Below are 26,900 nucleotides of genomic sequence, written 5' to 3'. Positions count from 1 at the left end.
GAGTAGCCCACCGTCGCCACACAGCGCATGGTGGCCACGATGATGCGCTGGCGGGTCTCCTCACCGCTGGCCCCGACGGGGCGTCCCCGCTGCGGCCGCGTCACCGTGTTCTCCCCACTCGCGTGTCCCGTCCGCCGGCCCTCGGTGCCTGACAGGTCGAATATAATCGAGCGATCGATTAATTCGGGGTTTCCGGCGGAGGTGCGCGGTGCGTGAGGGACGGTACCTTCCCGCATGAGCGGTCCCCCGGCGCAATTGGGGCGCCCGGTCGGTGCGGACGGCGAGCAGACCCGCCAGCGCATCATCGTGGCCACCATGCGCTGTGTGGCGACGGTGGGCTACTCGCGAGCCACGATTCGGGAGATCGCCCGCACCGCGGATGTCACCAGCGCCAGCCTGTACAACTACTTTCCGAACAAGGCCGAGCTGATCAAGGCGGCGATCGCGGCGCGCACCGACGTCGCATTGCCGCGACTGCGAGCGGCCGCCGCGCGGTCCGGAAGCGCGGTCGACCGCATCGAGGCGGTGCTCGACGAATCGGGCCGGCTGATGCGCGAGTATCCCGATCTCGCCGCCTTCGAGTGGGTGATTCGTGCCGAAGGCGCGGTCGGCTCCGATCCACACGTCGACGAGGGCACGGGATTTCAGGCATTCCGCGAGATCATCGAGGGCGTCGTCGACGACGGCTACCGGCGGGGGGATCTGTCACACCGTTCCGGTCGTGACAGTGTCGTCGAGGCGGTCTACGCGCTGATCTATGGGTTGGTCGAGTTGGCGGCCACGTCGCCGCCGCGCGATTACCACGCTGCTCTGGACGTGGCCAAGAAAATGGTCAGGGGGACGCTGTTCGCCGCCGGGCGGGGATAGCCGCAGGCAGACGCGGCCACGCCTTGATATGATCAAGCGATTGATTATATAGTCGGGCCCACGAGAGGATCGTGGCCGTGACTGAAACCGTTGGCGTGACGTTCGACGTCGACGCGCTGCGACGCAAGTACGCCCAAGAGCGCGCGCGACGATTGCGTCCGGACGGCATCGCGCAGTACGTCGAGACCGCGGGCGCGTTCGCCCGTTTCGCCGACGACCCATGGGCGGACGGTGAATTCACGCGCGAGCCGCTGACCGACGAGGTCGACGTCGCGATCGTTGGCGCGGGCTTCGGCGGGCTGCTGACGGGCGTGCGGCTGCGTCAGCTCGGCGTCGAAAGCGTGCGTCTGATCGACCGAGCAGCCGACGTGGGCGGGACGTGGTACTGGAACCGGTATCCGGGAATCGCCTGCGACGTCGAGTCCTATGTGTACATGCCGCTGCTGGAGGAGCTCGGCTACGTCCCGACCGAGAAGTACGCCAAGGGCCCGGAGATCTTCGCCCATTGCCAGCGGATCGCCCGGCACTACGACCTGTACCGCGACGCATGCCTGCAGACCGACGTCCAGGAGATCCGCTGGGAAGCACGGGAATCGCGTTGGGTCATCCGCACCAACCGGGGTGACGAGATGCGGGCCAGGTTCGTGTCCATGGCCAACGGCTACCAGGCCAAGCCCAAGCTGCCGGGCATCGAGGGCCTCGGTGCGTTTCGCGGGCATGCCTTTCATACCAGCCGGTGGGACTACGCCTACACCGGCGCGAACCTGGAGAATCTCACCGGCAAGCGCGTCGGCATCATCGGTACCGGCGCCACGGCGATCCAGTGCGTGCCCCACCTCGCCCGGGCGGCCGAGCGGCTGTACGTCTTTCAGCGCACGCCGTCGTCGGTCGACGTAAGGGCCAACCGCGCCACAGATGCCCAGTGGGCCAACACCTTACGGCCCGGCTGGCAACGCCAACGCATCGAGAACTTCCAGATCCTGACCGCCGGCGGCCAAGCCGACGAGGACCTGGTCGCCGACGCCTGGACGAGCATCACGCGCAAGCTTCCCGTGATGCGTCATGACGACGACGGCGTCGCGGACCCGGCGCGACGAGGCCGCGACATCGAGATCGCGGACTTCGCCAAGATGGAAGAGATCCGGGCGCGAGTCGACGAGCTCGTCGCCAATCCGGCCACCGCGGAGGCGCTCAAACCGTGGTACGGCTATTTCTGCAAACGTCCCTGTTTCCACGACGAGTACCTGCAGACGTTCAACCGCGACAACGTCACCCTGGTCGACACCCGAGGCCGCGGGGTCCAGCGCATCACCGAGTCCGGCGTGGTGGTCGACGGCGTGACCTACGAGCTCGACTGCCTGATCTTCGCAACGGGTTTCGAGGTGGGCACCGACTACTGCCGCCGCACCGGGTTCGAGCTGATCGGTCGTGACGGGGTGTCGCTGACCGAACACTGGGCGGACGGGGTGCGCACCTTTCAGGGCCTGTGCACCTCGAGGTTCCCCAACTGCTTCATCGAAAGCATCGCCCAGGCGGGGCTGACGGTGAACTTCCCCTACCTGCTGGACGTTCAGGCAACGCACGCCGCGTGGATCATCGCCTGGGCACTCGAACGCGGCGTCAGCGAAGTGGAGGCGACAACCGACGCCGAGGCCGCGTGGGTCGACACGGTTGTCACGCGGTCGGCCGCCGGCGCCGAGCGGGCCCAAACCTGCACCCCCGGCTACTACAACCGGGAAGGCAAGGCGGACAACAAGACTCGTCAGGGCAGCTTCTTCTTCGGGGCACCCACCGAGTATGCCGACATATTGCGGGCATGGCGTGAGCGTGCCGACCTGCGGGGCTACCTGATCCGGGGCGGGACGGCCGGATCGTGACCAGTCGGCGCGCGCGGTGGCGTTACGGCGTCGGCCGGCTGCGGGCGTCGACTCGGCGCCGGCGCCCGCCCAGGGTGGCGATCATCGGCGCGGGCTTCGGTGGCCTGGGCGCCGCCGTCGCGCTACGCCGGGCCGGCATCGACGACCTGGTGATCATCGAGGCTGACGACGGCGTCGGAGGCACCTGGCGGCGCAACATCTATCCCGGCGCCGCCTGTGACATCCAAAGCCACCTCTACTCGTTCTCGTTCGCGCCCAACAAATCGTGGAGCCGTACCTACGCCCGGCAGCCCGAAATCCTGGCCTACCTCGAATCGGTAGCCGACGACTTCGATTTGCGGCGGCATCTGCTGCTCGGCACCCGGGTGCGCTCGCTGCGCTGGAACGGCGCGGGCTGGGACTGCCAGCTGGACCGCGCCGGGACAGCGAGCACCCTGACCGCCGACGTCGTGGTAAGCGCCGTCGGATTGTTCGGCGCCCCAAAGCTTCCCGACATCACCGGCCTGACCGACTTCGCCGGCACACTCATGCACACCGCGCGGTGGGATGACCGGGTCGAGCTGGCCGGCAAGAGGGTGGCGGTCATCGGCACCGGCGCGAGCGGGGTCCAAGTTGTCCCCGAACTGGCCAACATCGCCGACCGGGTCAGCGTCTTCCAACGCACACCGCCGTGGATGGTGCCCAAGGATGACCGTCCCTACAGCGCAAGCGAATTGGCGCGATTCCGCCGCAACCCCCTCGCGACGCGCCGGACCCGCTGGCAAATCTGGAAGTTCCAACACGACAACACGGCGACCTTCGCCGACGACCCGGTCATCTACGCGCGCACGCATGTCGCGACGTCGTTCCTGGAGCGCACCGTCGGCGACGAGCGGCTGCGCCGGGCGTTGACGCCCGATTACCCGTTCCGGTGCAAGCGGGTGTTGCTGGGCGACGAGTACTATCGGGCTCTGCAGCGCGACAATGTCGAGTTGGTGACCGACCCCATCGGGCGCATCGACGGATCGTCCGTGCTGACCACCTCGGGGCGGACGGTCGATGTCGACACGATCGTGCTGGCCACCGGCTTCGAGACGTCCCGCTATCTCTCCGGCATCGACGTCATCGGCCCCGGTGGCCGCCGGTTGCACGAGCACTGGGGCGACGACCCGAGCGCATACCTGGGCGTCGCGGTCAGCGGTTTCCCGAACTTCTTCATGCTTTACGGCCCCAACACCAACCAGGGTGGTAACTCGATCGTCTACATCCTCGAGGCGGGGGCGCGACTGATCGCCAGCGCGGTCGCCCGGGTGGCGCGGCGGGGCGGTTACATCGACGTCCGGCCCGAAGCCGAAAATCGTTACAACGACCGTCTTTCGGCCGACCTGGAACGCACCATCTGGACCCGCTGCGACAGCTACTTCCGCTCGCCCACCGGGCGCATCGTCACGCAGTGGCCCTACACCGAGCTTGAGTATGCCCGACGCACCTGGCGCCTGCGGCAGGGGGATTGGCGGCTAGCGCCGGCCGAAGTCGACGACCTCGCGGATCGGGTGGCCGGCGGTCAGGTCGGTGTGATCGAGCAGTTCTGAGAATGCGGCGCGTCCGCACTTATTTTCAGGCTGATTCTCACCGCTGCACCCGAATGGGCCGATCGTTAACATATTTAAAAATTCTCGCCAGACGACACCGTCTTGGCCATTGCCGCGGGAGGACGCCTGGATGTTCGACGCGCGTCCGAGATTATCGCGGTTGCGGGTCAACTGGCTCACCGTCCTCGGCGTTGTGGCCATAGTCGTTGCGGCCGGGGCAATCGCGGTCAAGAACGCGGCTCCCCAGGGGGCCAATCGGATCCTCAACGTTTCCTACGACCCCACGCGCGAGCTGTACGCCGCCATCGATCGGACATTCGTCGCGCAATACCGGGCACGCTCCGGAATCACGCTGGACATCAAGGAATCTCACGGCGGATCGGGGCGGCAGCTGCGCAACGTCCTGGACGGCAGCCAGAAAGCCAACGTGGTGTCGTTGGCGCTGATCAGTGACATCGACACACTGAGCAAGCGGGGGCTCATCGCCCCGGACTGGCAGCGGCGGTTGCCGAACCACTCGGTGCCCTACACCTCGACCATCGTCTTCGTCGTCCGCAAGGGCAATCCCAAGGGCGTGCGCGACTGGCCCGACCTGATCAAGAGCGACGTGTCCGTGGTGACCCCCAACCCGCGCAGCTCCGGCAACGGCCAACTCAGCGTCCTGGCGGCCTGGGGTTCGGTCACCACCCGGGGCGGCAGCCACGCCCAGGCGGCCGACTACGTCCGGACGTTATTGCGTCACGTCGCGGTTTCCGACGCCGGCGCCCGCAGCGCGGGCGACAGCTTCACGCTGGCGAAGGTCGGTGACGCACAACTGACCTGGGAGAACGAAGCGCTCCGCGAGGTCGCCGCCAACAAGGACGAACTCGAGCTCGTCTACCCACCGGTCAGCATCCTTGCCGAGCCCGCGGTGGCGTGGGTGGACGCCAACGTCACGGACGCGAAGACGGCCGGCTACGCGAAGGCCTACCTCGAGTACCTGTTCACCGACGCGGGGCAAGAGCAGGTGGCGCAGTACGGCTATCGGCCATTCAAGGCGGAGATCCTTGCCCGGCACGCCGATCGGCTGCCGCCGCTCGCCCTGTTCCCGATCGGGGCCATCGCCAAGGACTGGGCCGACGCGCGAGAACAGTTCTTCGGCACCAACGGAATCCTCGACGCGATCTCCGCGCCGCCGGGCGCGGCGTCGGGCACATAGCGGAAGACGAGCACACTTTGGCCATCGCTTTCAATTACGGCCTGGTCAAGGGTCGGCACGATCTGATCGCCGGGCTCACCGTGGCCGCGATTTCGTTTCCGCAGGCGATGGCGTATGCGCTGATCGCCGGGGTGGATCCCCGGTTCGGGGTGTATTCGGCGATCGTCGTGACGGTGGTCGCCTCCATTTTCGGATCGTCGTCGCATCTGATCAACGGGCCGACGAGCGCCATCTCGCTACTGGTGTTCACGGCCCTGGCGTTCATCGACTCGGAGAACGCGACCGAACTGTTCGAGGGGCTGTTCCTGTTGGCCGTGCTGGTGGGGGCGTTCCAGATCGTGATCAGCTTGTTCAAGCTCGGCAACCTGACCCGCTACATTTCCGAATCGGTGATCATCGGCTTCATGGCGGCGGCGGCGTTTCTGCTCGCCATCGGACAGCTGGGCAACGCGCTCGGTGTGCGGGACAAGGGCAACGGCCACATGCACGTCCTGCGTCGCGTATGGCTGACGCTGACCCACGGCGACCACATCAACTACCGCGCACTGACGCTGAGCGCCGCGGCGGTGATATTGGCCGTGGTCTTACGGAAGCTGGTGCAGCGCTATAGATGGCCGCAGATCGACATGCTCGCCGTCCTGATCGTCACCGCATTGCTCGCGTATCTGGCGGGCTGGTCGGTTCCGGGCCCGAACGGGCGTACCGCCGTCACGGTGGCCGCAAAGATTCCCCGCAGCCTGCCGACCGCGCACGTTCCCGAGGTGCACGCCGGCTGGTTGCCGCACCTGTCGACTGGCGCGCTGGCCATCGCCTTCGTCGGCATCATCGAGGCGCTCTCGATCGCCAAAGCGATTGCCTACCAGACCAATCAAGAGATCGACTACAACAGGCAGATCATGGCCGAAGGCTTGGCCAACCTCGCCGGTGGCTTCTTTCAAAGCCTGCCGGGCTCGGGTTCACTGTCGCGGTCGGCGATCAACTTCCAGTCCGGCGCCCGTACGCGTTTCTCCGGGATCGTCTCGGCCGCAACGGTGGCCGCGGCGCTGCTGTTGTTCGCACCGTTGCTGCGCTACGTCCCGCAGGCGGCGCTCGCCGGGCTGCTGCTGGTGACCGCCGCGCGGTTGGTCGACTTCAGACGCCTGGTCTACACGCTCAAGGCGTCGAAGTACGACGCCGGTTTGGTCGTCGTCACCGCGTTCACCGGCGTGGCGATCGATCTGGACAAGTCGGTGTTGCTCGGGGTGGTGCTCTCGATCCTGCTGTTCGTGCCGCGTGCGGCGAAGCTGAAGGCGAGGGAGCTCGTCGTCACACCCGAACGCGTTGTGCGCGAACGTATCCCGGGTGATCCGGTGGATCAATCGATCGTCATCTACGACCTGGAGGGGGAGTTGTTCTTCGGGGCGGCGCCGGAACTGGACCGCTACCTGTCGGCGATCAGCCGGCGGGTCGCCGAGGACGGCAACACGTTCGTGGTGTTGCGGCTCAAGCGGGTGCGGCATCCCGACGTCGTCTGCATCGAGCGCATCGAGCATTTCCTGCGCGACGAGACCGCGCGTGGGGTGACGATCCTGTTGGCCGGGGTGCGCCCGGACACGCTCGGCGTGTTGACCAATGTCGGCTTCCAGAGTTGGTTCCCCGCAGAGCAGGTCTTCCCCGAGGAGGACGAGGAATTCTCGGCGACGCTCAAAGCGGTGCGCTACGCGCACAACAAGCTGGCCGCGCTGAACCTCAAGGCGCCCTTTACGACTCCGCCCGAACTCGCCCGCCACCCGGAGCTGTACTACCTGGTCTGACGCGGGCTCAGCCGGCGGCGGCCGCCCGGGCCCGTTCGGTCATCGAGGCGATCACGCCGCCGTCGTTGAGGATGTCGGTGCCGGTGAGGTAGCCCGCCTTGTCACTGGCGCAGAAGGCGAGTAGCTCGGCCATCTCCTCCGGCTTGCCCCACCGCGGGACCGCGGCGTTGGTAACCATCGCGCCAGCGCCGGCTTGCTCCTCGAGCCTGCCCATCTCGGTGTCGATCGACCCCGGCGAGACCGAGACGATGCGCAACCCGCGCCCGTTGAATCTCTCCGCCTGCGACTGGCTGTACCACTTCACGAAGCTCTTGCTGACCGCGTAGGCGATGCCGGACCGCCCCTCCTCGGGGACGATGTTGCAGGTCGTCATCAGAGCGTCCAGGAAGGCGTCGGCGTCGCGCAGCGCGAGGGGAAATTGGTCTACCGGAACCATTTCCGCGGGCAGGATGTGGGCCGCCATCGACGCCACGTTGACGATTACCGCGCCCTCGCCGGCCGCGGCGAAGAACGCCTCGTTGACGTTGAGCGTGCCGAGCGCGTTGGTGCGCATGACGTAGTCGGCGGGGCCCATGCTCGGGCTGACCCCCGCGGTGTGGATTACCGAGGCGAGCGTCCCCAGGCCCTTCGCCCGTTCGAGCAGGTCGGCGACCGCACCCCGGTCCGTGACATCGCAGTCGACGGTCGTCGGCGCCATCCCGAGCTCTTTCAGTGCTGCGGCCGCTGCGTCGAGCCGGTCTTGCCTGACGTCGCAGAGGACCAGGGTGTGGTCGCGGCCGACGACCCTGGCGGTGGCCAGGCCCATGCCGCCCGCGCCGCCCGTGATGACGGACACACGATTCATACCGTGGACCGTATACGGCGGCCGAGGCGACTAGGCGTCTGGCTCCAGATGGTGCGGGTGACCGCTGTGCCGGATGGCCGTCCCGACAAACGGCGCCCGCAGGGTGGCGACGAGGTGACGACGGTAGCGGACCAGCGCGACGACGGCCACCACAATGTAGACGGCACAGAGCAACAGCCGGCCATGCGTCGAGGCGATCGGGAATTGCACGACGAACAAGCCCAGCAGCGTGCATGCCGCGGCGCGCTGGAATCGCAGTGCCAGCAACAGCGCCACGCCCATCATGGTCTGGGTGGCCGTCAGGAGCACTTCCTCCACCTGACGCGGGTCGAGCTGCAGCGAGAATCCGCCGCCGCCGAGCAGATGGGCGACCGGCAGCGACCCGATCAGCAGCGTCCACTGATTGACCTTGGAGGAGATCAAGGTGGCGATGGCCGCCGTGCCCTTGCCGCGGGCGGCGAAGATGGTGGCGACGATGAACTCCGGGGCCTCGGAGGCCAGCGGGGCGAGCCACTGGACCAGCAGGAACCGGTCGATGCCCAGCTCGGTGCCCGCGGCGACCAGGTTGTCGGCGAACGGTTTGGCGCACAGCAGAATCACCGCGCCGGACACCAGGAAGAGGCCGACGACGACGATGCGCCGCCCGCGATCGGGCAGCTCCCCGAGGGCGGCGGCGGTCCCGATCAGATCGGGCTCCTCGACGTCGCCGTGACCGATCTTGTACAGGTAGAACCCGAACCAGGCGAGCAGCGCCAGCCCCAGGCCGAAGTGGATCTGCCCACTGGCCGGGATCGCGAAGGCGATGACCCCGGCGATCAGGAGGAAACCGAGTTCGACGCGATTGGTGGGTTGCAGCGCCAGACCGGTGGCGTTCTTCGCGCCGGCCTTGCGCGCCACGACGATGCTGACCAACACCACGACGGGCCACCCCAAACCCATCAGCAACCGGTTCGAGCCCGTCATGTTGGCCGCGGCGTATTGCGTGTACTCGGCGTTGTGGCCGGAGACGTACGCGTAATAAAGGTCGACGGCGTACTCGGGCAGTACCGCGATCAACGCCAGGATCGCCGTCGCCAGCCCGCCGGAGACATCGATCTGCGCGGTCTCCGCGGCCCACGCCAGCAAGAAGCTCGCCGAGACGACCGCGGCCCCGTAGATCAGCAGGGCCGCGACCGGGTCGGGGTGCAGGCCGACGACACGGATGATGACGGCCGGGGCAACGAAAGCCGCGGTGATCAATCCCGACCGGGTCAGGGTGAGGCGTCGCGACCGTTCTGCCGTCGCGGTCGCGGCCCCGGGCCTGTCGGTGGCGAGCATCGTCATCCTTCGATCGGGAGGGGGTGGCGACTCAGAGCGGCTACTCCGGACTGGATTAGCCGTGCCCAACGCCTCCCTAAACTACCCGCGAAGCGCGCCGCCAGCAACGTCGTCGATCCTCGGGGCGTCGACGGGCCCCGGCTTATCTTTGCTGGCCAGACACGCGTCAGCAGAAAGTTAGGCTGTCCTGATTTCGAAGTTTGGCAAACCTTCCGGACTGGGATCCGAGCTTGTGCAGTTCCACGGGCCGCGAGCGGGGGAGGCCGCCACTACTCGCCCGCGCCCATGGCCGCCGCCGCGGCCTGGGCGAACAGGGCGACGGCCTGGTTGCGGGTTAGCGACGCCAGCATTTGTTCGGCGGCCCGCATCATGTCGCCGACCATCAGGGTCGGCCCGTTGCCAAGGTTCCCGAAGGCCTCGGCGATCACGTCCGGCACGGCGGCCGCCCCCGGCGGCGCCTCGTCGAGCGACGCTATCTGCCCACGGCTGTGCTCGAGTTGCCGCAACGCGGGCGTGTCGGTCTTGCCCAGGATGAGGCCCAGGACGTCGACGCCCTTGTCGTGCAACTCGGCCCAGAGCGCTTCGGCGAACACCATGTCGAACGCCTTCGTCGCACCGTAGGCGACCATATTGGCGCCACCGGCCAGGCCGGCGCCGGATCCGAACAACACGATTCCGCCGCGGCCCCGTTCGACCATGGGGGCGGCGAAGTGGTGGCACAGCTGCATCGGCACCATGCAGTTGCGCTGCACCATCGCCTCGGCCACTCCGATCGGATTGGCCAGAAACGGCTCGAAGTTCGGGTCGGCGCCCGCGCAGTACACGAGGAAGCCGACCTCCAGGTCGGCGGTCGCCGCCGCGATCGCCGCCGCCGCGCCCGGCTCGGCGAGATCGATGGCGAGAGTCCGCGTGGACGCCGATGTATCGGCGCGGATCCCGGCCGCGACCTCGTCGAGCACGGCTTGCCGACGGGCGATCAGCACGACGTTGACGCCACGCTCGGCGACCTCGCGCGCGAATGCCGCCCCCACCCCGTCGGAGGCGCCCGCCACCAGCGCCCACGGTCCGTACTTGGTTGCAAACGTCATCATCTAGGAACCCCCGACCGTCGTCAGCCGAACCTGGGTGTAGCGGCGGCGGGCGATCCGCCAGCCGTCCGCGGTGCGCACGATTTCGTCGTCGTAGAAGCCGATCGCGTTGACCCCGGAGTTGTTGTCGGCGGCCATGATCAGTCCGTCGATGTAGGTCCGCGCCGTCGCCTTATCGCCGTCGACGGTGATCGCATGATTGGTCAACCGGTGCAGCGTGTGCCCCGCGAGGGCGTGCACCTGCTCCATGAAGCCTGCGACGGCGTCGACGCCCGTCCACGAGCCGATCTCCCCGTAGTCGAGCTCGCAATCCGCCGTGAACACCGTCCGAAACAGCGGCCAGTCGCGCCGGTCTATCCCGGTGGCGTAGCGCACCAGCAGCTCGGAAATGTCTTGGCGGTCTTCACGTTCGGTCATGACGGGTCTCCGTTCGGATGGACCACCACGCGCCGCGGCCCATCCGACCGGCTGACCGGTTCGAGCGCACTCCGTCGAGGCCGATGATCTTGCCCACGCTGGGGGAGCGGACCGGGCCGCCCCGCCGCGATCGCGTCGAGCGTGCCCGCCCTCAACACCGCAGTGCGCAAAAGGCTTAACTCTCTCGAATAGTCGACGTACAATCTCGAATGTTCGTCTAACTCTAAATCGTGCGGCGAAGGAGTCAAGCCATTCGCGGAGCGACGTCTGCGCCGACGGGTCGGGTGCTCGACGTAGTCGAGCTGCTGGCCCGGTCCGGGAATGCGCGGCTGCGATTCTCCGACATCGTGCGCGAACTCGACCTCACCCAGGCGACGGCGCACGCGATCCTCAAGACGTTGTGCGACCGCGGTTGGGCCAGCCGTGACCCGGTCACCAAGACCTTCACCCTGGGCCCGGCGCTGGCCGTCGTGGCCGCGCGAACGGACACCGCACGCCCGCTCGCGCACGCGGCCCGCGCGGCGGCGGTGCGGCTGTCCCGCGAGGTCGGCTACGCCTGTTCCGTGGTCGAGCGGTTCGGGGATTCGTTGGTGGTCACCGCGTTTGAGGGCGAGCCCGCCACCCAACCGTCCGGGATACCCGGCGATCGCATCCCCTACGCGCCGCCCTTCGGGGTGGCTTTCGCCGCCTGGGACGACGAGGACGAACAACGCGCGTGGATCCGCCGCGGCGCTGGCGACAACCCGGATCGCATCCGGCGACTCGAGCAGGTGTTGGCACGCACCCGTGAGCGCGGCTTCGACGTCGACTGGACTACGCCCGCGCTGGCGCAGGCCGCACAGGTGGTCGGCACGTTGGACAGCGCTGACATGCCGACACCGGTGCGCCACATCATGGATCAGTTGCGCGTCGAGTTCACCACCATCGGCTTCCTTTCCGACGACAACCCGGGCCGGCGCAAGCAGCCCGTCGTGACCATCGCGGCACCGGTTTTCGACGAACGACAGGTGGCCCTGATGGTGGCCGTGCATCCGCTGTGCCCGCTGTCGGCGCGGCAGATCCGGCTCATCGGGAAACACTTGACCGATGAAACGACGGCCATCAGCGTGGGACCGCCGCGGCCCCGCGCGGTCGATCGCGCCGTCTAGGCTCCGCGTATGGAACTGCGGCAGCTGCGCTATTTCGTGGCCGTCGCCGAGGAGTTGCACTTCGGCCGGGCCGCGCAACGCGTCCACATCTCGGGACCGGCGCTCTCGCAACAGATCATCGCCCTCGAGCGTGAACTGGGCGCCGACTTGCTCGTGCGCGACCGGCGCAGCGTTCGGCTGACCGAGGCCGGGCGCACGTTCCTTCCCGATGCGCGGCACATCCTGTCGCTCGCCGACGACGCCAAGCGCCGGCTCCAGCGGGCGTCCGCGCGCAGCACGCCGGTGCGCCTGGGGTACGTCAGTTGGCTGCCCGAGGACATCACCGCCCTGGTGGGCTCCGCCGCGGACCTGCGCGTCGACGAATGGGTGCTGCCGTCGCATGCGCAAGCCGACCGGGTGGCCGAGGGCACTCTCGACGTCGCGTTGGCGTGGGTCACCGCCGACCAGGTCAGCGATCGTGGCCTGATCGCGCACCTGATGCGGACGGAGCCGCTGCGCGCGGTCCTTCCCGGTGCCGGCTCAACGGAACCCGTTGCCGCGCAACGGCTGAGCGTGCTAGTCGACGCCGACGAATCGGCGTGGTCGTCGTGGAACCGATACGCCACCGAGTTCGCGGCCGCCGTCGGCGCGCGCGTCGTGCACATCGACGACGGCGGCATCACCGGGGATGCCTTTCACGCGCATGTACGCAAGGTGGGTGGGGCCGTGCTCGCGTCCCCGAAGCGCCATACCGCGGCGTTGCCGCCGAGTTTGGGTCAGCGTCCCGTCGCCGACCCGATACCGCTGTGGACATGGTCGCTGCTGCACCGGCGCGACGACGACCGCGCCAGCGTGCGTGACGCCGTGGACGCGCTGCTGACGATCGCGCGCACCCGCGACTGGCCGGCCCCGCCCGCCGGTCGGTGGTGGGTTCCGGCCGGCGACCCCCACCTGCGGTGAGAACCCGCATCGAGCACTGGTAAGAGAACGGTCCTGGACGCCGGGCCGGCGCTGCGCTTCAGTGAAGTGAGTAGCCCGGAAGGCGAAAAGTCATGGCAGATAACTACGTTGTGGATCAGCTGGCCGCATTCGCCGTCCGTGCGGAGCCCGCGGACCTGACGGGACGACCCCGGGCGCTGCTGAAGCGCAATGTGCTCGACAGCATTGCCTGCGCGGTCGGTTCCCTGGACGGGGAACTGATTGCGCCCATCCGCGAGCACACCGCGCAGTTCAGCGGCGTCCCCACCGCGACGCTGGTGGGCGGCGGGCGGGCCTCGGTGGACCAGGCCGCGTTTTTCAACACGGTGCTGGTGCGGTACCCCGACCTGCTGGACACCTATCTGACGGTCGGCGGGCTGTGCCATCCCGCCGACAACTTCGGCGCGGTGCTGGCGGTCGCCGAGCACACCGGCGCCAGCGGAGCCGATTTCCTGCTGGCCCTTGCGGTCGCCTACGAGGTGCAGTGCCGGTTCAGCGCGCAGGTGCCCGTGATGGCGCGAGGACTCAATCATGCGCTGCAGCTGTCGATGTCGGTCGCGGCCGGTGCGGCGAAGTTGCTCGGCCTGGGCGTCGAGGAGACCGCCAATGCCATCGCGGCGGCCGCGACCGACAATGTGTCGCTGGCCACCGTGCACGCCGAGCCGGTCTCGAATTGGAAGGGCATTTCCCCGGCCAGCACCGCCATGCGCGCCGTCTACGCGACCATGCTGGCCGCCCGCGGCGTCACCGGTCCCAAGTCGTTGTTCGAGGGCCCGCACGGCCTTGTCCAACTCTTCGACCAACCCATCGATCTCGGCACCGCCGATCGCGGGCTCGCCTGCGTCGAGCGGACCTATCTGAAGCAGTACTGCGCACTGATCCACGGCCAGGTCGTCATCGACGCGATCCTGGCGCTGCGCGGCGAGCACGCCTTGCGCGGCGAGGACATCGAGGGGGTGACGCTCGAGGTCTTCCAGGGTGCCTATGACTTCGCCGGTGGGGGAGCCTACGGTGCCAAGGACCACCCGCGCACCAAGGAGCAGGCGGACTACAACCTGAAGTACCTCAGCGCGGTAGCGCTCCTCGATGGTGGGGTGGGCCCCGAACAGCTGGAAACCGATCGGGTCATGCGAGCCGACGTCCAGGACCTGCTGACCCGGATCGATGTCGAGCCGGCCGCCGATCTGACCGCCGACTATCCGAACCGCACCGCGGCCCGGGTTCACCTGTTGACCCGGGACGGGCGCGAATTCGACCGTGAACAAGCCGATTACGAGGGCTCGCCGACCCGGCCCATGTCGTGGGAACGCGTCGTCGACAAGTTCGGCTGGCTGGCCGAACCCTTCAGCGGGGAAGCGTTGCGCGCCGACATCATCGCGGCGGTCGATCACCTCGACCAGATACCGGTCGCCGAACTCACCGGTCTTCTGGGGGCGGTGAGCCCCCGCGCCGAGCGGCCGCGGGCCCATCCCCGGTTCTGAGGCGCCCTCTTGCGTGAACCGCCGCCGGCAGTGCGATGATCGGCCATGCGTAAACATCAGGGCATCAATCGGTGGGAGTTGGTCACCTGCGCGATCGCGGGACACGTCACCTACGCCCCCGACGAGGAGGATCTCGCCGCACGCCTGAGCGGCACCACCGGCCTTGGCGAGGTGTGGCGCTGTCTGCGTTGCGGTGAATTCACCGTCGGCGCGCCGCACGGGCGGGGACCAGCCGAAGATGCGCCGATGATCATGCGCGGCAAGGCTTTACGCCAGGCGATCATCATCCGGACACTCGCGGTTGAACGCCTGTTCCGCGCGGTGGTGATCGCGCTCGCCGCGTACGCGGTGTGGAAGTTCCGCGGTGCACGGGGAGCCATCCAGGCCACCCTCGACCGCGACCTGCCGATCTTCCGGGCGGCGGGGTTCAAGGTCGACCAGATGACCATCGTGCACGAACTCGAAAAGGCGCTGGCGGCCAAGCCCTCCACCTTGGCGTTGCTGACCCTGATGCTGGCCGGCTATGCGCTGCTGGAAGTGGTCGAGGGCGTCGGCCTGTGGTTGCTCAAGCGCTGGGGCGAGTACTTCGCGGTGATAGCCACGTCGGTGTTCTTGCCGTTGGAGATTGACGACCTGGCCAAGGGCATCACGATGACCCGCCTGGTCACCTTCGGCATCAACGTGGCGGCCGTGATCTACCTGCTGTTCTCGAAACGCCTGTTCGGCTTGCGGGGCGGCCGCGAAGCCTACGACGAGGAACGGCGCGGCGAGCAGCTGCTCGATGTCGAGAAGGCCGCCGCCAAAACCTGAGGTCCGAGTCCACCGCGGCTGGTAAGAACTAAACCGATGGGCATCTATGCGGTCACCGGGTCGGCGTCGGGGATGGGCTACGAGACGGCGCGGCGGCTCAAGGCCGACGGGCACACCGTGATCGGCGTCGACATCAAAGACGCCGACATTGTCGCCGACCTGTCGACTCCGCACGGGCGTGAGCACGCCGCCGATGGTGTGCTGGCGGCCTCGGGCGGCAAACTCGACGGGGCGGTGCTGGCCGCCGGGCTCGGGCCGGCACCCGGGCGAGAGCGGTTACGCCAGATCGGCGAGGTCAACTTCTTCGGCGTCGTCGAGCCGCTGGTCGCCTGGCGACCGGCGCTGGCGGCGGCCGAGAGCGCGAAAGTGGTGGTCGTGGCGAGCAACTCGGCGACGACGGTGCCCCTCGTCCCGCGCCGTGCGGTGAAGGCGTTCCTCGCGCATGACGCCGGTAAGGCGATGCGATCGGTGCGACCGTTCGGCCCGGCCGCGCCGACGATGATGTACGCCGCATCGAAGATCGCCCTGAGTCGCTGGGTGCGGCGACACGCGGTGCTGCCCGAATGGGCGGGCGCGGGCGTGCGCCTCAATGCGTTGGCTCCCGGGGCCATCATGACGCCGCTGCTGCAGGAACAGCTTGCGACGCCGCGGCAGGCCAAGGCCGTGCGGTCCTTCCCAGTGCCACTGGGCGGCTTCGGCGAGGCGCGGCACATGGCCGAGTGGATGTGTTTCATGCTGTCGGAGTCCGCCGAATTCCTCTGCGGCAGCGTCGTCTTCGTCGATGGCGGCACCGACGCTCATTTCCGGGCCGACGATTGGCCCAAGGCGCCACCGGCGCGCGCGCTGTCGGCCTACCTGCGAAAGTTCAGACGCTCGAGGAGTGTGTGACACGCCGCCCGGCGGCCCGCCAGCTGTGCGGATGGCCACAATGCGGGTTTTCGTGGCGTTTACCGCGGCGCGGCGCGCCCGTAAATCGGCGCCGGTGCAATTCAATGAGTCGGCGGACAGGCCGAACAGACGAAGGACCGACACCGTGGCGACACTGCCCTCCTGGATTAGCCAGAGCCATAGCAATCTCGATGTCGTGACGCCGATCAAGGCGCGCGCCGGCTACGCGTTGCAGGTGGTGCTGAGGAGCCGGCCGCGTCGCGCGCGCGCCGACGTGACGCTCATGCGGCGGGGCGCGGAGCGCTGCTGAGGGCCGACCGCGCACCCGACTATTGGAACCACAACGCCGCGTATCACGGCTGGCTGGTCGACATCGCCGCGCGGCACGGCGGCGACGTCCTGGACGTGGGGTGTGGCGAGGGGCTGCTGGTCCAGCGGCTGGCCCCGGTCTCGCGCAGCGTCACCGGCATCGATGCCGACCCAACCGCGGTCCAGCGGGCGGTGCAGCGATTGCGGTCCACCGACAACGCATCGGTGCGGCTCGCCCCCTTCGAAACTTTTCCGGCGCAGCCGCGCTCCTTCGACCTCATCACGTTCGTGGCGAGCCTGCATCACCTGCCGCTGCGCGGGACGCTGCAAAGAGCGCGCGAAATGCTCAGGCCCGCAGGGGAGCTCGCCGTCGTCGGCCTGTCGGCCAATAAGACGGTCGCCGATTGGGCGTGGGCCGCGCTCTGTACCCCGCGGCGCGGGCCGGGTCGCTGCTGCATCGAGAAACCCGCAACATCGGCGTGGCGGTAGCAGACCCTGGGGAAAGCCTGCAAGAGATTCGCGGGGTGGCCGCGGACGTGATCCCGGGAGCGGTGATCCGGCGGGGCCTCTATTACCGATACCGCCTACTGTGGCGAAACGGCTGAGCCCGCCGCGCGCTCACGTTCCCGTCGGCGCGCCCGCGAAGCGCGCAGATTGGCGGCGTTGCCGCACGTCTTGACGTCGTGCCAGACCCCGCTGTTGTTTTTAGAGCGGTCGTAGAACGTCGACCCGCAACGGTGGTTGTGGCACTGCTTGACGCGCCGCCAGGTGTCGGCGTGCTGGCTGAGCAGAATCTCGGCCCACACGGCGGAAGCCAGCCACCGCCACCCGGTGCCGCTGGGCTCCAGCCGCACCGCACCGGCGTCGGAGATCACCAAGGCCGCGGGGACGACGGATCGTGCGCCCGCCACCTCGCCGGATACCAGCGCATCGATGGTGTCCCGCAACGAGCGCAGCTTGCTCAGGTCCGCGTCGTCGAGCTTCGGCGGCGGCAACTCCTCACCGCGGGCGGCCGACCAGTTGCGCACCGCGCCATCGACCCACTCGCGGGCGAGCGTGGTGTCGGCGAGCAGGTCGGGGCCGTATCCCGCGATCCCCCGGGTGTTGAGGAAGTCCTGGACCAGCGCGAGGCCGCCGGGCGCCGGGGTGGTGCCGTATCGCTGTGACGCAGCCCATGAAATAGACATAAGCAAAATATACTTGACTATGTCGGAACCGGCAACTACGGTGACAGAAACAAAATACGTTTACCTACGTCAGGAGTGCGGATCATGGTCAACATCAAGGGGTCGACGGTCGTGGTCACCGGCGGGCAACGCGGACTCGGCAAGGCCATCGTGGACGAGTTGTTGCAGCGCGGCGCGGCTAAGGTGTACGCCACGGCGCGGGCGCCCAAGCCCAGCGAGGACCCGCGGGTGGTCAGTGCCGAGCTGGACGTCACCAACGCGGAATCCGTTGCGGCACTTGCGGCTGCGGCTTCAGACGCCGAGATCGTCATCAACAACGCGGGTGTTCTGGGCGCGGCGAAGCTGCTCGACAGCGACATCGAGGAGGTGCGCGCCGTGTTCGAGACGAATTACTTCGGCGCCCTGCGTGTCGCCAAGGCGTTCGCGCCGATCCTCGCCGCCAACGGGGGTGGCGCGCTCGTCGACATCGCCTCGATCCTGTCGTGGATGCCGGGCTCCGGCGGGTACGGAGACTCCAAGGCGGCGCTGTGGTCGACGACGAACTCGCTGCGCATCGAACTCGAAAAGCAGGCCACTTTGGTGGTGGCCGCGCACCTCAGCTTCACCGACACCGACATGGCGTCCGGATTCGATGCGCCCAAGAACGACCCGCGTCAGGTGGCGCGGGCGATCGCCGACGGCATCGAAGCGGGCGACCCCGAGGTGCTGGCCGACGACGACACCCGCTATGTCAAGGCGGCGCTGTCAGGGCCGGTCGAGGCCCTGCCCCGGATGCCGTAGGCATGAGGGTCTGCCCGAAGGCAGATCCCCGTCTTAAGACGGTGGGTCAATCAGGCCCTTGCGGATGGCCTCGCCCAAAAATGGGCTTGCTGCACTTCGGGCAGACCACCGGGTTGCCCCGGCATCAACACGGTCGCACCCGGCCGGCCGGTGGCTCGACGGTCGAAGGTCCTCAACGCTTCGGCCGAAGGTCACATTCACACGGCGGCGCGTCGACGGTCGACGTGTTTGGATAGCGATATGTCCGACATGGAAATCGAAGGCATCGTGAGCGCCACGCGCGTGATCGCGGCCAACGCCGCGCGGATCTTCGAACTGATCGCCGATCCCGCTCGCCAGCCGAGCTGGGACGGCAACAACAACCTCGCCTCGTCCGCACCGGGGCAACGAGTCCGCGCGGTCGGGGATGTGTTCACCACAAAGCTGACGAACGGCGCGGTGCGGGAGAACCACGTCGTGGAATTCGTCGAAGGCAGCAAAATCGCTTGGTGCCCAGCCGAACCCAGAAAGCAGCCGCCCGGACACCTGTGGCGCTGGGAGCTCAGCCCGGTGAACGCCGAACTCACCACGGTGACCCATACCTACGATTGGACGGCGCTGACCGACGCGAGCCGCCTCGAGCGGGCGCGCGCGACGACGCCGGAGATGCTGCGCGAGTCCATGGATCGGCTCGCCACGGCCGCGCAAAATCCGGACTCCTAAGACCAACGGGACCGACTCAGCCGGACTTGGCGCGCACCCACTGCACCGTGCCGTAGCTCTTCACCCGCACGCTGACGAATCCCTGGCTCTCCAGGATGTCGCCGATCTCGTCGTCGCCGAAGACATGCGCTCCGACGTTCGGCAGCTTCTGGAACAACCGGGCGGCCGGACCGACGGTGGGCACCATGACCGCCAGCCTTCCACCGGGGCGCAGCACCCGCGCGATCTCGCCGAGCGCGGCCGCCGGATCCGGGATCAGCTGCAACACGGCCGTCGAGATCACCGCGTCGACCGTGTCGTCGCGCAGCGGAAGTCGTTGTGCGTCAGCCCGGATGAAGCCGACTTGCGGACCCGCTTCGTTGCGGACGGCCCGCGCGAGCATGGGCTCGGAGATGTCGACGCCCAGGGCGAGGCCGTCCGGGCCGGCCGCGCGCGCCAGCGACGCCGTCACATTGCCCGGGCCCGAACCGACGTCCAGTGCGATCCCGCCCGGCGGAATGTTCAACCACTCGAGGGGTGTCTGCCAGGCGCTGATCAGCCGCCGCGACAGCGCTTGGGCGTTGTCGTAGAGCATCGATCCGATCGGTGATGCCCACGCCGCCTGGATCGGGCCGGTGTTCTTCGCGACGCCGTCGCCCCCGTCGGATCCGCCGCCGAGCAGATCGAGGTAACCCTTGCTCACATCGGGATCCGCCGGCGGGTCGGCCAGCAGTTCCAGCGCTCGGCGCAGCGCGGGGGGCAGCGAGACGTGCACGTCGGTCATGCGTACTCCTTGGAGGAAAAGCCAAGCGGTGCGCCACAACTCGAAGACCGGGCCGGGCGAATGAGGCTCTGCTGGCAGCCTACGCCGGGCCAGGCCCGGTCACCGCTTGACGACCGCGTGCTCGCGCACCAGCGAGTACAACCGCCACTGGCCCGGCACGCCCTTGAGCGCCGTCGCGCCGCGGTCGCCGAAGCGGTGCCGCGAGCCGGTGACGATGTCGCGCAGCGTGGAGGACACCAGCACCTCGCTGGGACCGGCGAGGGCGGCCACCCGGGCGCCGATGTGCACGGCCATGCCGGCGACGTCCTTGCCGCGCACCTCGACCTCGCCGGCGTGAATGCCCACCCGCACCTCGATGCCCAGCACGCGGACCGCGTCGACGATGGCGTCGGCGCAGGCGATCGCGGCGCTCGGGCTGCTGAATGTCGCGACGAAGCCGTCGCCGGCCGTGTTGACTTCACGCCCCGAGAACCGGAGCAGCTCATGGCGGATAAGGGTGTCGTGGTTGTCGAGTAGGTCGCGCCAGCGGTGGTCGCCGAGCAGTGCGGCGCGCTCCGTGGAGCCGACGATGTCGGTGAACACGATCGTGGTGAGCAGGCGCTCGGCGTCGGACGCGCCCCGCACGCCGGTGATGAATTCCTCGATCTCGTCGAGGACGGGGGCGGTGTCGCCGACCCAGTACAGCGCGTCCCCGCCCGGCAGCTCGACGAGGCGCGACCCGGGAATGTGCTCGGCCAGATAGTGGGCGTGCGCCACGGGGCTGAAGTCGGGGTTGTCGCGATGCAGGATCAGGGTCGGCACGGCGACGCGGTGGAGCCGGTCGCGGACGTCACCCTCCCGGATCTTGTTGATGAACGCGCGGGCCATGCTGGGCGAGGCGGCCCGGTTGCCGGCCATGTCCCACCACGAGCGGAACGCGGCGTCGCCGGCCACGGAGGGCGCGATGATTCCGAGCATGTCGAACCCCTGCTCGACGGCGTCCGGCTCCATTCCGACGGTCGTGAAGCGGTCGGCGTCGTCGAGGTCGCTGCCGATGGGGTAATCGGGACCGCGCAGCGTGCGCGCCGCGCCGTTGGCTATCACCAGGCTGTTCACCCGATCGGCATGGTCGGACGCGAGAACGACGCCGGCCAGCGACGTGAAACCCGGGGCGAAGATCGTCGCTCGCTCGCATCCCGCCGCGTTCATGACGGCGATCGCGTCCTGGGCCCAGGATTCCGGGCCGAGCATGTCCAGCGACGCGATCCGCGACGACAGGCCGATGCCGCGCTGATCGAAGCGGATCACCCGGCAGAACGAGGCCAGGCGGCGATGGAACCGGTACATCGACGGCTCGAGGTCGACGCAGTCGATCGGGATCAACGGGCCCGGCAGCATGAGCAGGTCCATCGGGCCATCGCCGAAGACCTGATAGGCGATGTCGATCTCGCCGCAACTGGCGTACCGGGTCCGCGGAGCCGCAGAACTCCCAGCCACGCATCCAGGCTAGTGCAGGTCACCGACACGCCGGAACCGCTCAGCGGCGGATGATCGGCACCAGGTAGCGGGCCGCGTACTCGCGAACGGCCGCGGAGTCCGACGTGTCGAGGCGATCGGTGGGAAACACGATGATGCCCAGTGCCACGCGCAGCAGGATGTCGGCGATGTTGGTCAGGTCGCGGTCGGGAATGTCGGCGCCGCAACGGCGCAGGGTGTGGGCGATTCCGTCGGCGAACTGGCCGATGGGGAAGGCCTGCGATCGGGAGAACATGCCCAACAGCTCGGGTTCGCTGTCGGCGATCCGCGAGTACAGCGGCGAGTCGTGGACCAGGCGCACGCCTAGCGCGAACGCCTCGATCACCGCCTGCTGCGGGTCGCAGCCGGTGGTGGCCCGGTCCAGCGTGCTGAAGAAGGATTCGGCCTCGCGCCGCACCACATGCCCGAACAGGTCGTCCTTGGTGGGAAAGCGCCGGTATACCGTGCTGCGGCTGACGCCCGCGCGGGCGGCGACGTCTTCGATGTTGGCCCGGCGCACGCCGTAGGTCTCGAAGACGGTGCGCGCGGTGTCCAGGATGGTGCGGTCGAGGTCACTGAGCTCTGCGGCCGTGTCGGGCCGCGTGGCTGTCCGCATCGTCGACTCCTCGAAAGGCCCCGGTATGCAATCGGCGCGGCCGGTTGCTAGGCTCTGACACAAAGATACGGTTTTGTGTCATTGATTCGCAAGGTTATGCCGGCTCGAGCCGCGGGGAGGGGAGCATGACCGCACACAACGACGGGTTGACCGCCGCCCCCACGGCGGGATCCCGCTTCGACACCGGAGTGCGGGAGGCGCTGCCCATGCCCGTGGACGGGCCGGCCGGGGACGCCGATACCGTCGCGCGGCTGGGACCCGAGTCGTTGATCTGGAAGTTCTACGGCGACAACCGAACCCAGTTCTTCGGCTTCCAGCGCACGGCGGGGGTGGAGAACTGCATCGAACAACTCGCCCAGGGGGTGCTTGACCATTCGGTGGTCTTCAGCGACACGTTGGGCCGGGCGAAACGCACGGCGCCGCCGCTGATGAAGACCGTCTACTCCGACGAACCGCGCGAGTGGGGCCGCAAGGTGCGGGACTTCCACAAGACGATCAAGGGGACCATCAGCGACGGCTCGAGGTATCACGCGCTGAATCCCGAGCTGTTCTACTGGGCGCACGCCAGCTTCGTCGATCAGGTCATCTACAACACCGACACGTTCATCCGCCGCCTGTCGCACGCGGAGAAGGAGCGAATCTTCGAGGAGGGCAAGGTCTGGTACGGCCTCTACGGCGTCAGCGACCGCGGCCAGCCGCAGACCTACGACGAGTTCGTCGCGTACTGGGACGAGATGCTCGAGCGGTTCGTCCCGCACAAGACCGTCTTGTACGGAACCGGTTACATCAGGAAGGGGATACCGGGCCCGCGCTGGATTCCGGGGCCGGTTTGGAGGGTGTTGACAGCCCCGCTTAACGCCTACACCCGCCTGGTCTTGGTCGGGACCATGCCGCCGCAGATGCGCGAGGTCTGCCAGCTGGAGTGGAATGCGAAGAAAGAGAAGCGATTCCAGCGGTTCGCGGCCGCCATGCGCGCACTCAACCCGCTCATCAACCGGCTGCCCCTCGGGCTGATCTACACGCCGTGGGCAGCCAGCGCGTGGCGGCGCTCGGGCGTCGACCCGCGCCGGCTGCACAACCGCCCCGGCTAGCGGCGGCGTTCGGCGGCGGCGATGCCGCCTTTGAGGAGCCCGTCGATGACCTTCTCGAACACCGGGCGCATCAGGCGGTCAACGCCGGGAATCTTCAGCGTTGATCGTAGGTGCCAGCTGACCTCGGTCCCCGTGTCCGTTTCGCGCAGCTGGACCGTGCCGATGTGATCCCGGGTAGGCGCACCCGAGAGCATCCTGTACGCGTAGCGAGTGGGTGGCTCGAACTCGATGATCTCCTCGACGAATGGGGGTCCGATGGCCGCCAGGCGCCGGATGGCCCCGACACCGTTCGGCGCGGGGTTTCCCTCGCGGTCGAGCGTGCTGCGCCGAATGGCCCACATGTAGTCCGCGATCCCGCGGTGGTCGGTCATGGCGTCGAACACGGTCTGGATCGGCGCGGTGGACGTCCGGGTGAGGGTGAATTCGATCATGCGCACTCCCTGCCGCCGATAGGCCCGGCCGCCATCTTTTCCCCGGTCATGATCCGTCCCCTCTCGCTGTCGAAGAACATAGCCGAAACGGCCTCTCACCTGAGGACCACGTGATCGTCAAAGTGAACAGAGGGTACACGGTGCCGAAACTCCCTGTGAAGTAACCCAATACGGTGCCGCGCGCTTGGCGATCGGTTGAGGATGGGCGAGGATCTCTTCACATGGCCGATTTCGACTTCTCGTTGCTGGACGTTCCACGGGCCGAACCGATCCAGGACCCGGAGGCCTACCTGCGCGCGGCGATGGCCTGGCACTTCGGTCAGGACACCGGGTCCGCGTTCTGGTTGCGGACCGCGGCCACGCTGGACTTCGACCCGGTGACCGACGTCGAGACGTTCACCGATTTAGGACTGTTCCCCAACCTCGTCAACGAACTGCGCCGTGTTCCGGTGGAGGACCTCATCCCGCGCGGCTACGGGCAGCCGCCGCCTGTGCCGCAGATATTCGAGTCCGGTGGCACCACGGGCGCGCCGAAAAGGACTGTGCAGCTTCCCGATTGGGTTGCACAGGTGGTGCGGTGGCAGACCGAGGATTTCGCCACGGGCGGGTTCCACCGGGGCCAGGGCTTCTTGTGCCTGATGCCGAGCGGGCCGCACGGGGTGGGCTATTTCTCTCGGCTGGTCGCCGAGCGCCTCGGGGCGGTATTCCACGGCATCGACATCGATCCCCGCTGGGTCAAGAAGATCGCCGCCCGCGGCGCGGGCTCCGAGGTGGCCGCTTACGTCGACCACGTCGTCGAGCAGGCGCTGTTCGTGCTGCGGACGCAGAATGTCGCCAACCTGCACACCACGCCCCCCTTGCTCGAGGCCATGGCCCGCGATGACCGGGTGGTCGACCTGCTGAACGACAAGATCCGCTACCTGTTGCTCAGCGGCGCGCACGTCGACGCCGACACCCTGGACCTGCTTCGCGACCTCTTCCCCGCGACGACCATAACGATGGCGTTCGGCAGCACGATGGTGCTCTCCCAAGCGATTACCCGAGCCGACGGTGACGCGTTCGTGTTCGACCCGCGGACACCGTACGTCGTCTTCTGGGTGGTCGATCCCGACACCGGTGAGCGGGTGCCGTACGGGGAGACCGGTCAGGTGGTGATGAACCATGTCAGCAAGGGCATGCTCATCCCGAACAACCTGGAGCGCGACCTGGCGGTCAGGATGCCCGGGCCCGCCCCCGAGCTCAGCGACTCCGTCAGTGCGGTGCGGCCGGTTCCGACCTTCGAGGGCGAGGCCGTCATCGAGGGGGTGTACTGAGCGTGCCGCCCGAACGGACAGGTGTCGCAGCCGATTTGGTGGCGATCGACGCGCTCGGCCCCGACGGCGAGTACCGGACCCGCCGTCGCGAGGTCATCACCAGCACCGCCGGTAGTGCGGTTGCCGAGCTGAGCCTCGTGCCGCCGCTGTATGTCACACGCACCCTGGCCGCCCAACGCAACGCGACCCCGCTGCCCGTCGGGCCGCGCGCGACCGCGCTGTCGGACGCCGCCGACATTTTCACCGGCGCGGTGATCGCCGGCCTGGACTTCGAGGCGTATGTCGGCCTGGCGAGCCGGATTTCGGGCCTGCCGATCGCGGTCACCCGTGCCGGGGCGGTCGGCGTGGCCGACGCCGTGGGCGGCGCGGTCGACGCGGTCCGCGCGGCCCGGCCGGTGGGGGCGGCGCTGGATTGGCGCGAGGAACGCATCCGTCGCGGTGGCGCGGTGTGGGCGCGGCGCGGGGAGGTGTTCGCCGTGCACGCCGCCGGCAACGGTCCCGGCGTGCACGGCCTGTGGCCGCAAGCGCTGGCGCTCGGCTATCGCGTCGCGGTGCGCCCGTCGCGCCGCGAGCCGCTGACCGCCCACCGGCTGGTGCATGCCTTGCGGCAGGCGGGTTTTCGCCCCGAGGACGCCGTCTACCTACCCACCGATCATGCGGGCGCCGACGAGATCGTCCGGTCGGCCGACCTGGCGATGGTGTACGGGGGCCAGGACGTGGTCGACAAGTACGCCGCTGACCCCGCGGTGATCGTCAACGGGCCCGGCCGCGCCAAGATCCTGATCACGGCGGATCGGGATTGGCGCGACCACATCGACGTCATCGTCGACTCGATCACCAACCTCGGGGGAATGGCCTGCGTCAACACCACCGCCGTGCTGTGTGAGGGTGATCCCGCCCCGCTGGCCGCGGCGATCGCCCGGCGGCTGGCGGAGCTCGAGCCGCTCCCCCCGGATGACGAACGGGCGATCCTGCCCACCCAGCCCCTCGACCAAGCGCGGGCCCTGGCGGATTATTTGGCGGCGAAGGCCGCCGGCTCGACCCCGGTGCTCGGTGCCGATCAGGTGGTGGCCGACCTCGGCGACGGCCACGCCGCGCTGCGCCCGGCGGTGCATCTGTTGGCCGAGCCCGTCGCGGACACGCTCAACGTCGAGCTGCCCTTCCCCTGCGTTTGGGTCGCACCGTGGTCGCCCGGCGCCGGCCTGGAGCCGTTGCGGCGGTCCTTGGTTGTCACCGCGATCACCGGCGACCAACGGCTGGTCGACGAGCTGCTCGCCGAACCGACCGTCGGCAACGTGTACGTCGGCCCGCACCCGACGTGGTACGCGGCGCCCAGCATCCCGCACGACGGCTTCCTGGCGGACGCGCTGATGCGCAACAAGGGGTTCGTCGCGGACGGCCCCTGACGCGACCGATTCAGGCACCGGCCGGGCCGTCGCCATCCGGGCGGGGCACCAGGGTGGGCGGGACCAGTTGCCCCGGCTGCGGCCAGTTGCCGAACGCCTCGGCGTAGCTGTGGCTCATCACCTCGAGCACCGTGCCCCAGGGGTCGGTGGCGTAGGCCAGCACCCACGGACGCCCGGGCACGAACTCATACGGCGCCGCCAGCAGCGTGCCACCGTGCTCGACGACCCGGTCGACCGTGGCCGCGACATCGGGGTGCGTGATGCACAGATGCCACCAGCCGCGGTCGAACCACGGCTGCCGCTCCCGCGGCCACCCCGGGTCCCGCGTCGGCGGGTCGACGAACTGGAACAGCTCGATGCCCACAGAGTTGCCGGTGAGCAAATGCGCCTGCCAGGCCCGCCGAAACCGGCCGCCGAACACCGAGGCCGCCTCCGGGTGCCCGCCACCCTCGAGCACCCGCGGGCCCATGATGCACCGGAACCCGAATACCGCGCCGTACCAATCGATAGCGGCGTGAATGTCGGGAACCGTCAAACCGACGTGGTTGATGG

26 protein-coding genes and 2 pseudogenes are annotated in these 26,900 nt (G+C 68.4%); 17 read left to right on the top strand and 11 right to left on the bottom strand.

What is annotated here, in order from left to right:
* Positions 1–104, bottom strand: a pseudogene (locus A5681_RS27670) (TetR/AcrR family transcriptional regulator); the annotation flags it as partial.
* Positions 105–234: 130 nt separating this feature from the next.
* On the opposite strand from A5681_RS27670, the gene A5681_RS09885 reads away from it, so the two are divergent.
* The 5 genes from A5681_RS09885 to A5681_RS09865 all read left to right on the top strand — a co-directional run bounded on the left by A5681_RS09885 (position 235) and on the right by A5681_RS09865 (position 7,306).
* Positions 235–867 carry a TetR/AcrR family transcriptional regulator gene (locus A5681_RS09885; protein WP_067272971.1) on the top strand — a complete coding sequence of 211 codons (633 nt, stop codon included), beginning with the start codon at positions 235–237 and terminating at the stop codon, positions 865–867.
* A gap of 77 nt (positions 868–944) precedes the next feature.
* Positions 945–2,744 (top strand): flavin-containing monooxygenase, encoded by a 1,800-nt coding sequence (locus A5681_RS09880; RefSeq protein WP_067272990.1) that lies wholly within the window; start codon positions 945–947, stop codon positions 2,742–2,744.
* The gene (locus tag A5681_RS09875; RefSeq protein WP_067272968.1) at positions 2,741–4,315 is read left to right on the top strand and encodes a flavin-containing monooxygenase; all 1,575 of its coding nucleotides are present in this window, start codon (positions 2,741–2,743) and stop codon (positions 4,313–4,315) included. Before A5681_RS09880 ends, A5681_RS09875 begins: the two co-directional genes overlap by 4 nt.
* 130 nt (positions 4,316–4,445) lie before the next feature.
* Positions 4,446–5,513 carry a sulfate ABC transporter substrate-binding protein gene (locus tag A5681_RS09870; RefSeq protein ID WP_067272966.1) on the top strand — a complete coding sequence of 356 codons (1,068 nt, stop codon included), beginning with the start codon at positions 4,446–4,448 and terminating at the stop codon, positions 5,511–5,513.
* Positions 5,514–5,530: 17 nt separating this feature from the next.
* A complete protein-coding gene (locus tag A5681_RS09865) occupies positions 5,531–7,306 on the top strand; it encodes a SulP family inorganic anion transporter (protein WP_067272963.1) in 1,776 nt (591 codons plus the stop codon).
* Between the two features lie 7 nt (positions 7,307–7,313).
* On the opposite strand, the gene A5681_RS09860 is transcribed toward A5681_RS09865, so the two are convergent.
* The 4 genes from A5681_RS09860 to A5681_RS09845 form a co-directional block, all read right to left on the bottom strand.
* Positions 7,314–8,150 (bottom strand): SDR family oxidoreductase, encoded by an 837-nt coding sequence (locus A5681_RS09860; protein WP_082968289.1) that lies wholly within the window; start codon positions 8,148–8,150, stop codon positions 7,314–7,316.
* A gap of 30 nt (positions 8,151–8,180) precedes the next feature.
* Positions 8,181–9,467: a sodium:proton exchanger gene (locus A5681_RS09855; RefSeq protein ID WP_419866306.1), complete on the bottom strand. Its 1,287-nt coding sequence runs from the start codon at positions 9,465–9,467 to the stop codon at positions 8,181–8,183.
* A gap of 269 nt (positions 9,468–9,736) precedes the next feature.
* Positions 9,737–10,555 carry an SDR family NAD(P)-dependent oxidoreductase gene (locus A5681_RS09850; RefSeq protein WP_067272985.1) on the bottom strand — a complete coding sequence of 273 codons (819 nt, stop codon included), beginning with the start codon at positions 10,553–10,555 and terminating at the stop codon, positions 9,737–9,739.
* 3 nt (positions 10,556–10,558) lie between these two features.
* Positions 10,559–10,972 carry a nuclear transport factor 2 family protein gene (locus tag A5681_RS09845; protein ID WP_067272956.1) on the bottom strand — a complete coding sequence of 138 codons (414 nt, stop codon included), beginning with the start codon at positions 10,970–10,972 and terminating at the stop codon, positions 10,559–10,561.
* A gap of 284 nt (positions 10,973–11,256) precedes the next feature.
* Between A5681_RS09845 and A5681_RS09840 the strand changes: the two genes are divergently transcribed.
* From A5681_RS09840 to A5681_RS09810, 7 genes and pseudogenes are all read left to right on the top strand, one after another.
* Positions 11,257–12,120 (top strand): helix-turn-helix domain-containing protein, encoded by an 864-nt coding sequence (locus A5681_RS09840; RefSeq protein ID WP_067272952.1) that lies wholly within the window; start codon positions 11,257–11,259, stop codon positions 12,118–12,120.
* Positions 12,121–12,129: 9 nt separating this feature from the next.
* Complete coding sequence (locus A5681_RS27960) at positions 12,130–13,059, top strand: LysR family transcriptional regulator (RefSeq protein ID WP_067272948.1); 930 nt, start codon at positions 12,130–12,132, stop codon at positions 13,057–13,059.
* Between the two features lie 110 nt (positions 13,060–13,169).
* Positions 13,170–14,558, top strand: coding sequence for an MmgE/PrpD family protein (locus A5681_RS09830; protein ID WP_082968288.1), 1,389 nt, complete (start codon positions 13,170–13,172; stop codon positions 14,556–14,558).
* 45 nt (positions 14,559–14,603) lie between these two features.
* Positions 14,604–15,368: a DUF2127 domain-containing protein gene (locus A5681_RS09825; protein WP_067272942.1), complete on the top strand. Its 765-nt coding sequence runs from the start codon at positions 14,604–14,606 to the stop codon at positions 15,366–15,368.
* A 36-nt stretch (positions 15,369–15,404) separates the two neighbouring features.
* A complete protein-coding gene (locus A5681_RS09820; protein WP_067272938.1) occupies positions 15,405–16,256 on the top strand; it encodes an SDR family oxidoreductase in 852 nt (283 codons plus the stop codon).
* A 40-nt stretch (positions 16,257–16,296) separates the two neighbouring features.
* On the top strand, positions 16,297–16,566 hold the full coding sequence (locus tag A5681_RS09815; RefSeq protein ID WP_197498561.1) for a hypothetical protein: 270 nt from the start codon (positions 16,297–16,299) through the stop codon (positions 16,564–16,566).
* Positions 16,560–17,170, top strand: a pseudogene (locus A5681_RS09810) (class I SAM-dependent methyltransferase). The gene A5681_RS09815 and the pseudogene A5681_RS09810 overlap by 7 nt, the downstream one beginning before the upstream one ends.
* On the opposite strand, the gene A5681_RS09805 reads toward A5681_RS09810, so the two are convergent.
* Positions 17,150–17,752 (bottom strand): CGNR zinc finger domain-containing protein, encoded by a 603-nt coding sequence (locus A5681_RS09805; protein ID WP_231996272.1) that lies wholly within the window; start codon positions 17,750–17,752, stop codon positions 17,150–17,152. The pseudogene A5681_RS09810 and the gene A5681_RS09805 sit on opposite strands and share 21 nt — an antisense overlap.
* An 84-nt stretch (positions 17,753–17,836) precedes the next feature.
* Between A5681_RS09805 and A5681_RS09800 the strand changes: the two genes are divergently transcribed.
* Positions 17,837–18,532, top strand: coding sequence for an SDR family oxidoreductase (locus tag A5681_RS09800; protein ID WP_067272979.1), 696 nt, complete (start codon positions 17,837–17,839; stop codon positions 18,530–18,532).
* A gap of 240 nt (positions 18,533–18,772) precedes the next feature.
* Positions 18,773–19,234, top strand: a complete 462-nt coding sequence (locus A5681_RS09795) for an SRPBCC family protein (RefSeq protein WP_067272932.1) — start codon at positions 18,773–18,775, stop codon at positions 19,232–19,234.
* 16 nt (positions 19,235–19,250) lie between these two features.
* Here the strand turns inward: A5681_RS09795 and A5681_RS09790 are convergent, their stop codons facing one another.
* The 3 genes from A5681_RS09790 to A5681_RS09780 form a co-directional block, all read right to left on the bottom strand.
* Positions 19,251–19,997, bottom strand: a complete 747-nt coding sequence (locus tag A5681_RS09790; protein WP_067272929.1) for a methyltransferase domain-containing protein — start codon at positions 19,995–19,997, stop codon at positions 19,251–19,253.
* 99 nt (positions 19,998–20,096) lie between these two features.
* Complete coding sequence (locus tag A5681_RS09785) at positions 20,097–21,473, bottom strand: adenylate/guanylate cyclase domain-containing protein (RefSeq protein WP_067272925.1); 1,377 nt, start codon at positions 21,471–21,473, stop codon at positions 20,097–20,099.
* Between the two features lie 40 nt (positions 21,474–21,513).
* Positions 21,514–22,107: a TetR/AcrR family transcriptional regulator gene (locus A5681_RS09780; RefSeq protein WP_067272921.1), complete on the bottom strand. Its 594-nt coding sequence runs from the start codon at positions 22,105–22,107 to the stop codon at positions 21,514–21,516.
* A 125-nt stretch (positions 22,108–22,232) separates the two neighbouring features.
* Here A5681_RS09780 and A5681_RS09775 point away from each other — a divergent pair, with 125 nt between their 5' ends.
* The gene (locus tag A5681_RS09775; RefSeq protein ID WP_067272914.1) at positions 22,233–23,198 is read left to right on the top strand and encodes an oxygenase MpaB family protein; all 966 of its coding nucleotides are present in this window, start codon (positions 22,233–22,235) and stop codon (positions 23,196–23,198) included.
* On the opposite strand, the gene A5681_RS09770 is transcribed toward A5681_RS09775, so the two are convergent.
* Positions 23,195–23,629, bottom strand: coding sequence for an SRPBCC family protein (locus A5681_RS09770; protein ID WP_067272911.1), 435 nt, complete (start codon positions 23,627–23,629; stop codon positions 23,195–23,197). The two genes, A5681_RS09775 and A5681_RS09770, sit on opposite strands and share 4 nt — an antisense overlap.
* A 221-nt stretch (positions 23,630–23,850) precedes the next feature.
* On the opposite strand from A5681_RS09770, the gene A5681_RS09765 reads away from it, so the two are divergent.
* Together A5681_RS09765 and A5681_RS09760 are read left to right on the top strand one after the other, a co-directional pair.
* A complete protein-coding gene (locus A5681_RS09765) occupies positions 23,851–24,942 on the top strand; it encodes an AMP-binding protein (RefSeq protein ID WP_067272908.1) in 1,092 nt (363 codons plus the stop codon).
* Between the two features lie 35 nt (positions 24,943–24,977).
* A complete protein-coding gene (locus A5681_RS09760) occupies positions 24,978–26,348 on the top strand; it encodes an aldehyde dehydrogenase family protein (RefSeq protein ID WP_067272976.1) in 1,371 nt (456 codons plus the stop codon).
* Positions 26,349–26,358: 10 nt separating this feature from the next.
* Here the strand turns inward: A5681_RS09760 and A5681_RS09755 are convergent, their stop codons facing one another.
* The gene (locus A5681_RS09755; protein ID WP_269454948.1) at positions 26,359–26,898 is read right to left on the bottom strand and encodes a VOC family protein; all 540 of its coding nucleotides are present in this window, start codon (positions 26,896–26,898) and stop codon (positions 26,359–26,361) included.
* Positions 26,899–26,900: the final 2 nt, after the last annotated feature.

The sequence above is a fragment of the Mycobacterium scrofulaceum genome (assembly GCF_001667885.1).
Taxonomy (GTDB): domain Bacteria; phylum Actinomycetota; class Actinomycetes; order Mycobacteriales; family Mycobacteriaceae; genus Mycobacterium; species Mycobacterium scrofulaceum_C.
The sequence above is the reverse complement of the archived record's forward strand: the minus strand, read 5'-3'. Positions and strand labels throughout refer to the sequence as shown.

What these genes read in the sequence shown, in the direction of transcription:
- A5681_RS09800 (WP_067272979.1), top strand. Translation starts at nt 17,837, where the DNA reads ATGGTCAACATCAAGGGGTCGACGGTCGTGGTCACCGGCGGGCAACGC.
- A5681_RS09780 (WP_067272921.1), bottom strand. Translation starts at nt 22,107, where the DNA reads ATGCGGACAGCCACGCGGCCCGACACGGCCGCAGAGCTCAGTGACCTC.
- A5681_RS09790 (WP_067272929.1), bottom strand. Translation starts at nt 19,997, where the DNA reads ATGACCGACGTGCACGTCTCGCTGCCCCCCGCGCTGCGCCGAGCGCTG.
- A5681_RS09765 (WP_067272908.1), top strand. Translation starts at nt 23,851, where the DNA reads ATGGCCGATTTCGACTTCTCGTTGCTGGACGTTCCACGGGCCGAACCG.
- A5681_RS09850 (WP_067272985.1), bottom strand. Translation starts at nt 10,555, where the DNA reads ATGACGTTTGCAACCAAGTACGGACCGTGGGCGCTGGTGGCGGGCGCC.
- A5681_RS09885 (WP_067272971.1), top strand. Translation starts at nt 235, where the DNA reads ATGAGCGGTCCCCCGGCGCAATTGGGGCGCCCGGTCGGTGCGGACGGC.
- A5681_RS09855 (WP_419866306.1), bottom strand. Translation starts at nt 9,467, where the DNA reads ATGCTCGCCACCGACAGGCCCGGGGCCGCGACCGCGACGGCAGAACGG.
- A5681_RS09815 (WP_197498561.1), top strand. Translation starts at nt 16,297, where the DNA reads ATGCGGGTTTTCGTGGCGTTTACCGCGGCGCGGCGCGCCCGTAAATCG.
- A5681_RS27960 (WP_067272948.1), top strand. Translation starts at nt 12,130, where the DNA reads ATGGAACTGCGGCAGCTGCGCTATTTCGTGGCCGTCGCCGAGGAGTTG.
- A5681_RS09775 (WP_067272914.1), top strand. Translation starts at nt 22,233, where the DNA reads ATGACCGCACACAACGACGGGTTGACCGCCGCCCCCACGGCGGGATCC.
- A5681_RS09860 (WP_082968289.1), bottom strand. Translation starts at nt 8,150, where the DNA reads ATGAATCGTGTGTCCGTCATCACGGGCGGCGCGGGCGGCATGGGCCTG.
- A5681_RS09795 (WP_067272932.1), top strand. Translation starts at nt 18,773, where the DNA reads ATGTCCGACATGGAAATCGAAGGCATCGTGAGCGCCACGCGCGTGATC.
- A5681_RS09870 (WP_067272966.1), top strand. Translation starts at nt 4,446, where the DNA reads ATGTTCGACGCGCGTCCGAGATTATCGCGGTTGCGGGTCAACTGGCTC.
- A5681_RS09770 (WP_067272911.1), bottom strand. Translation starts at nt 23,629, where the DNA reads ATGATCGAATTCACCCTCACCCGGACGTCCACCGCGCCGATCCAGACC.
- A5681_RS09845 (WP_067272956.1), bottom strand. Translation starts at nt 10,972, where the DNA reads ATGACCGAACGTGAAGACCGCCAAGACATTTCCGAGCTGCTGGTGCGC.
- A5681_RS09805 (WP_231996272.1), bottom strand. Translation starts at nt 17,752, where the DNA reads ATGTCTATTTCATGGGCTGCGTCACAGCGATACGGCACCACCCCGGCG.
- A5681_RS09825 (WP_067272942.1), top strand. Translation starts at nt 14,604, where the DNA reads ATGCGTAAACATCAGGGCATCAATCGGTGGGAGTTGGTCACCTGCGCG.
- A5681_RS09820 (WP_067272938.1), top strand. Translation starts at nt 15,405, where the DNA reads ATGGGCATCTATGCGGTCACCGGGTCGGCGTCGGGGATGGGCTACGAG.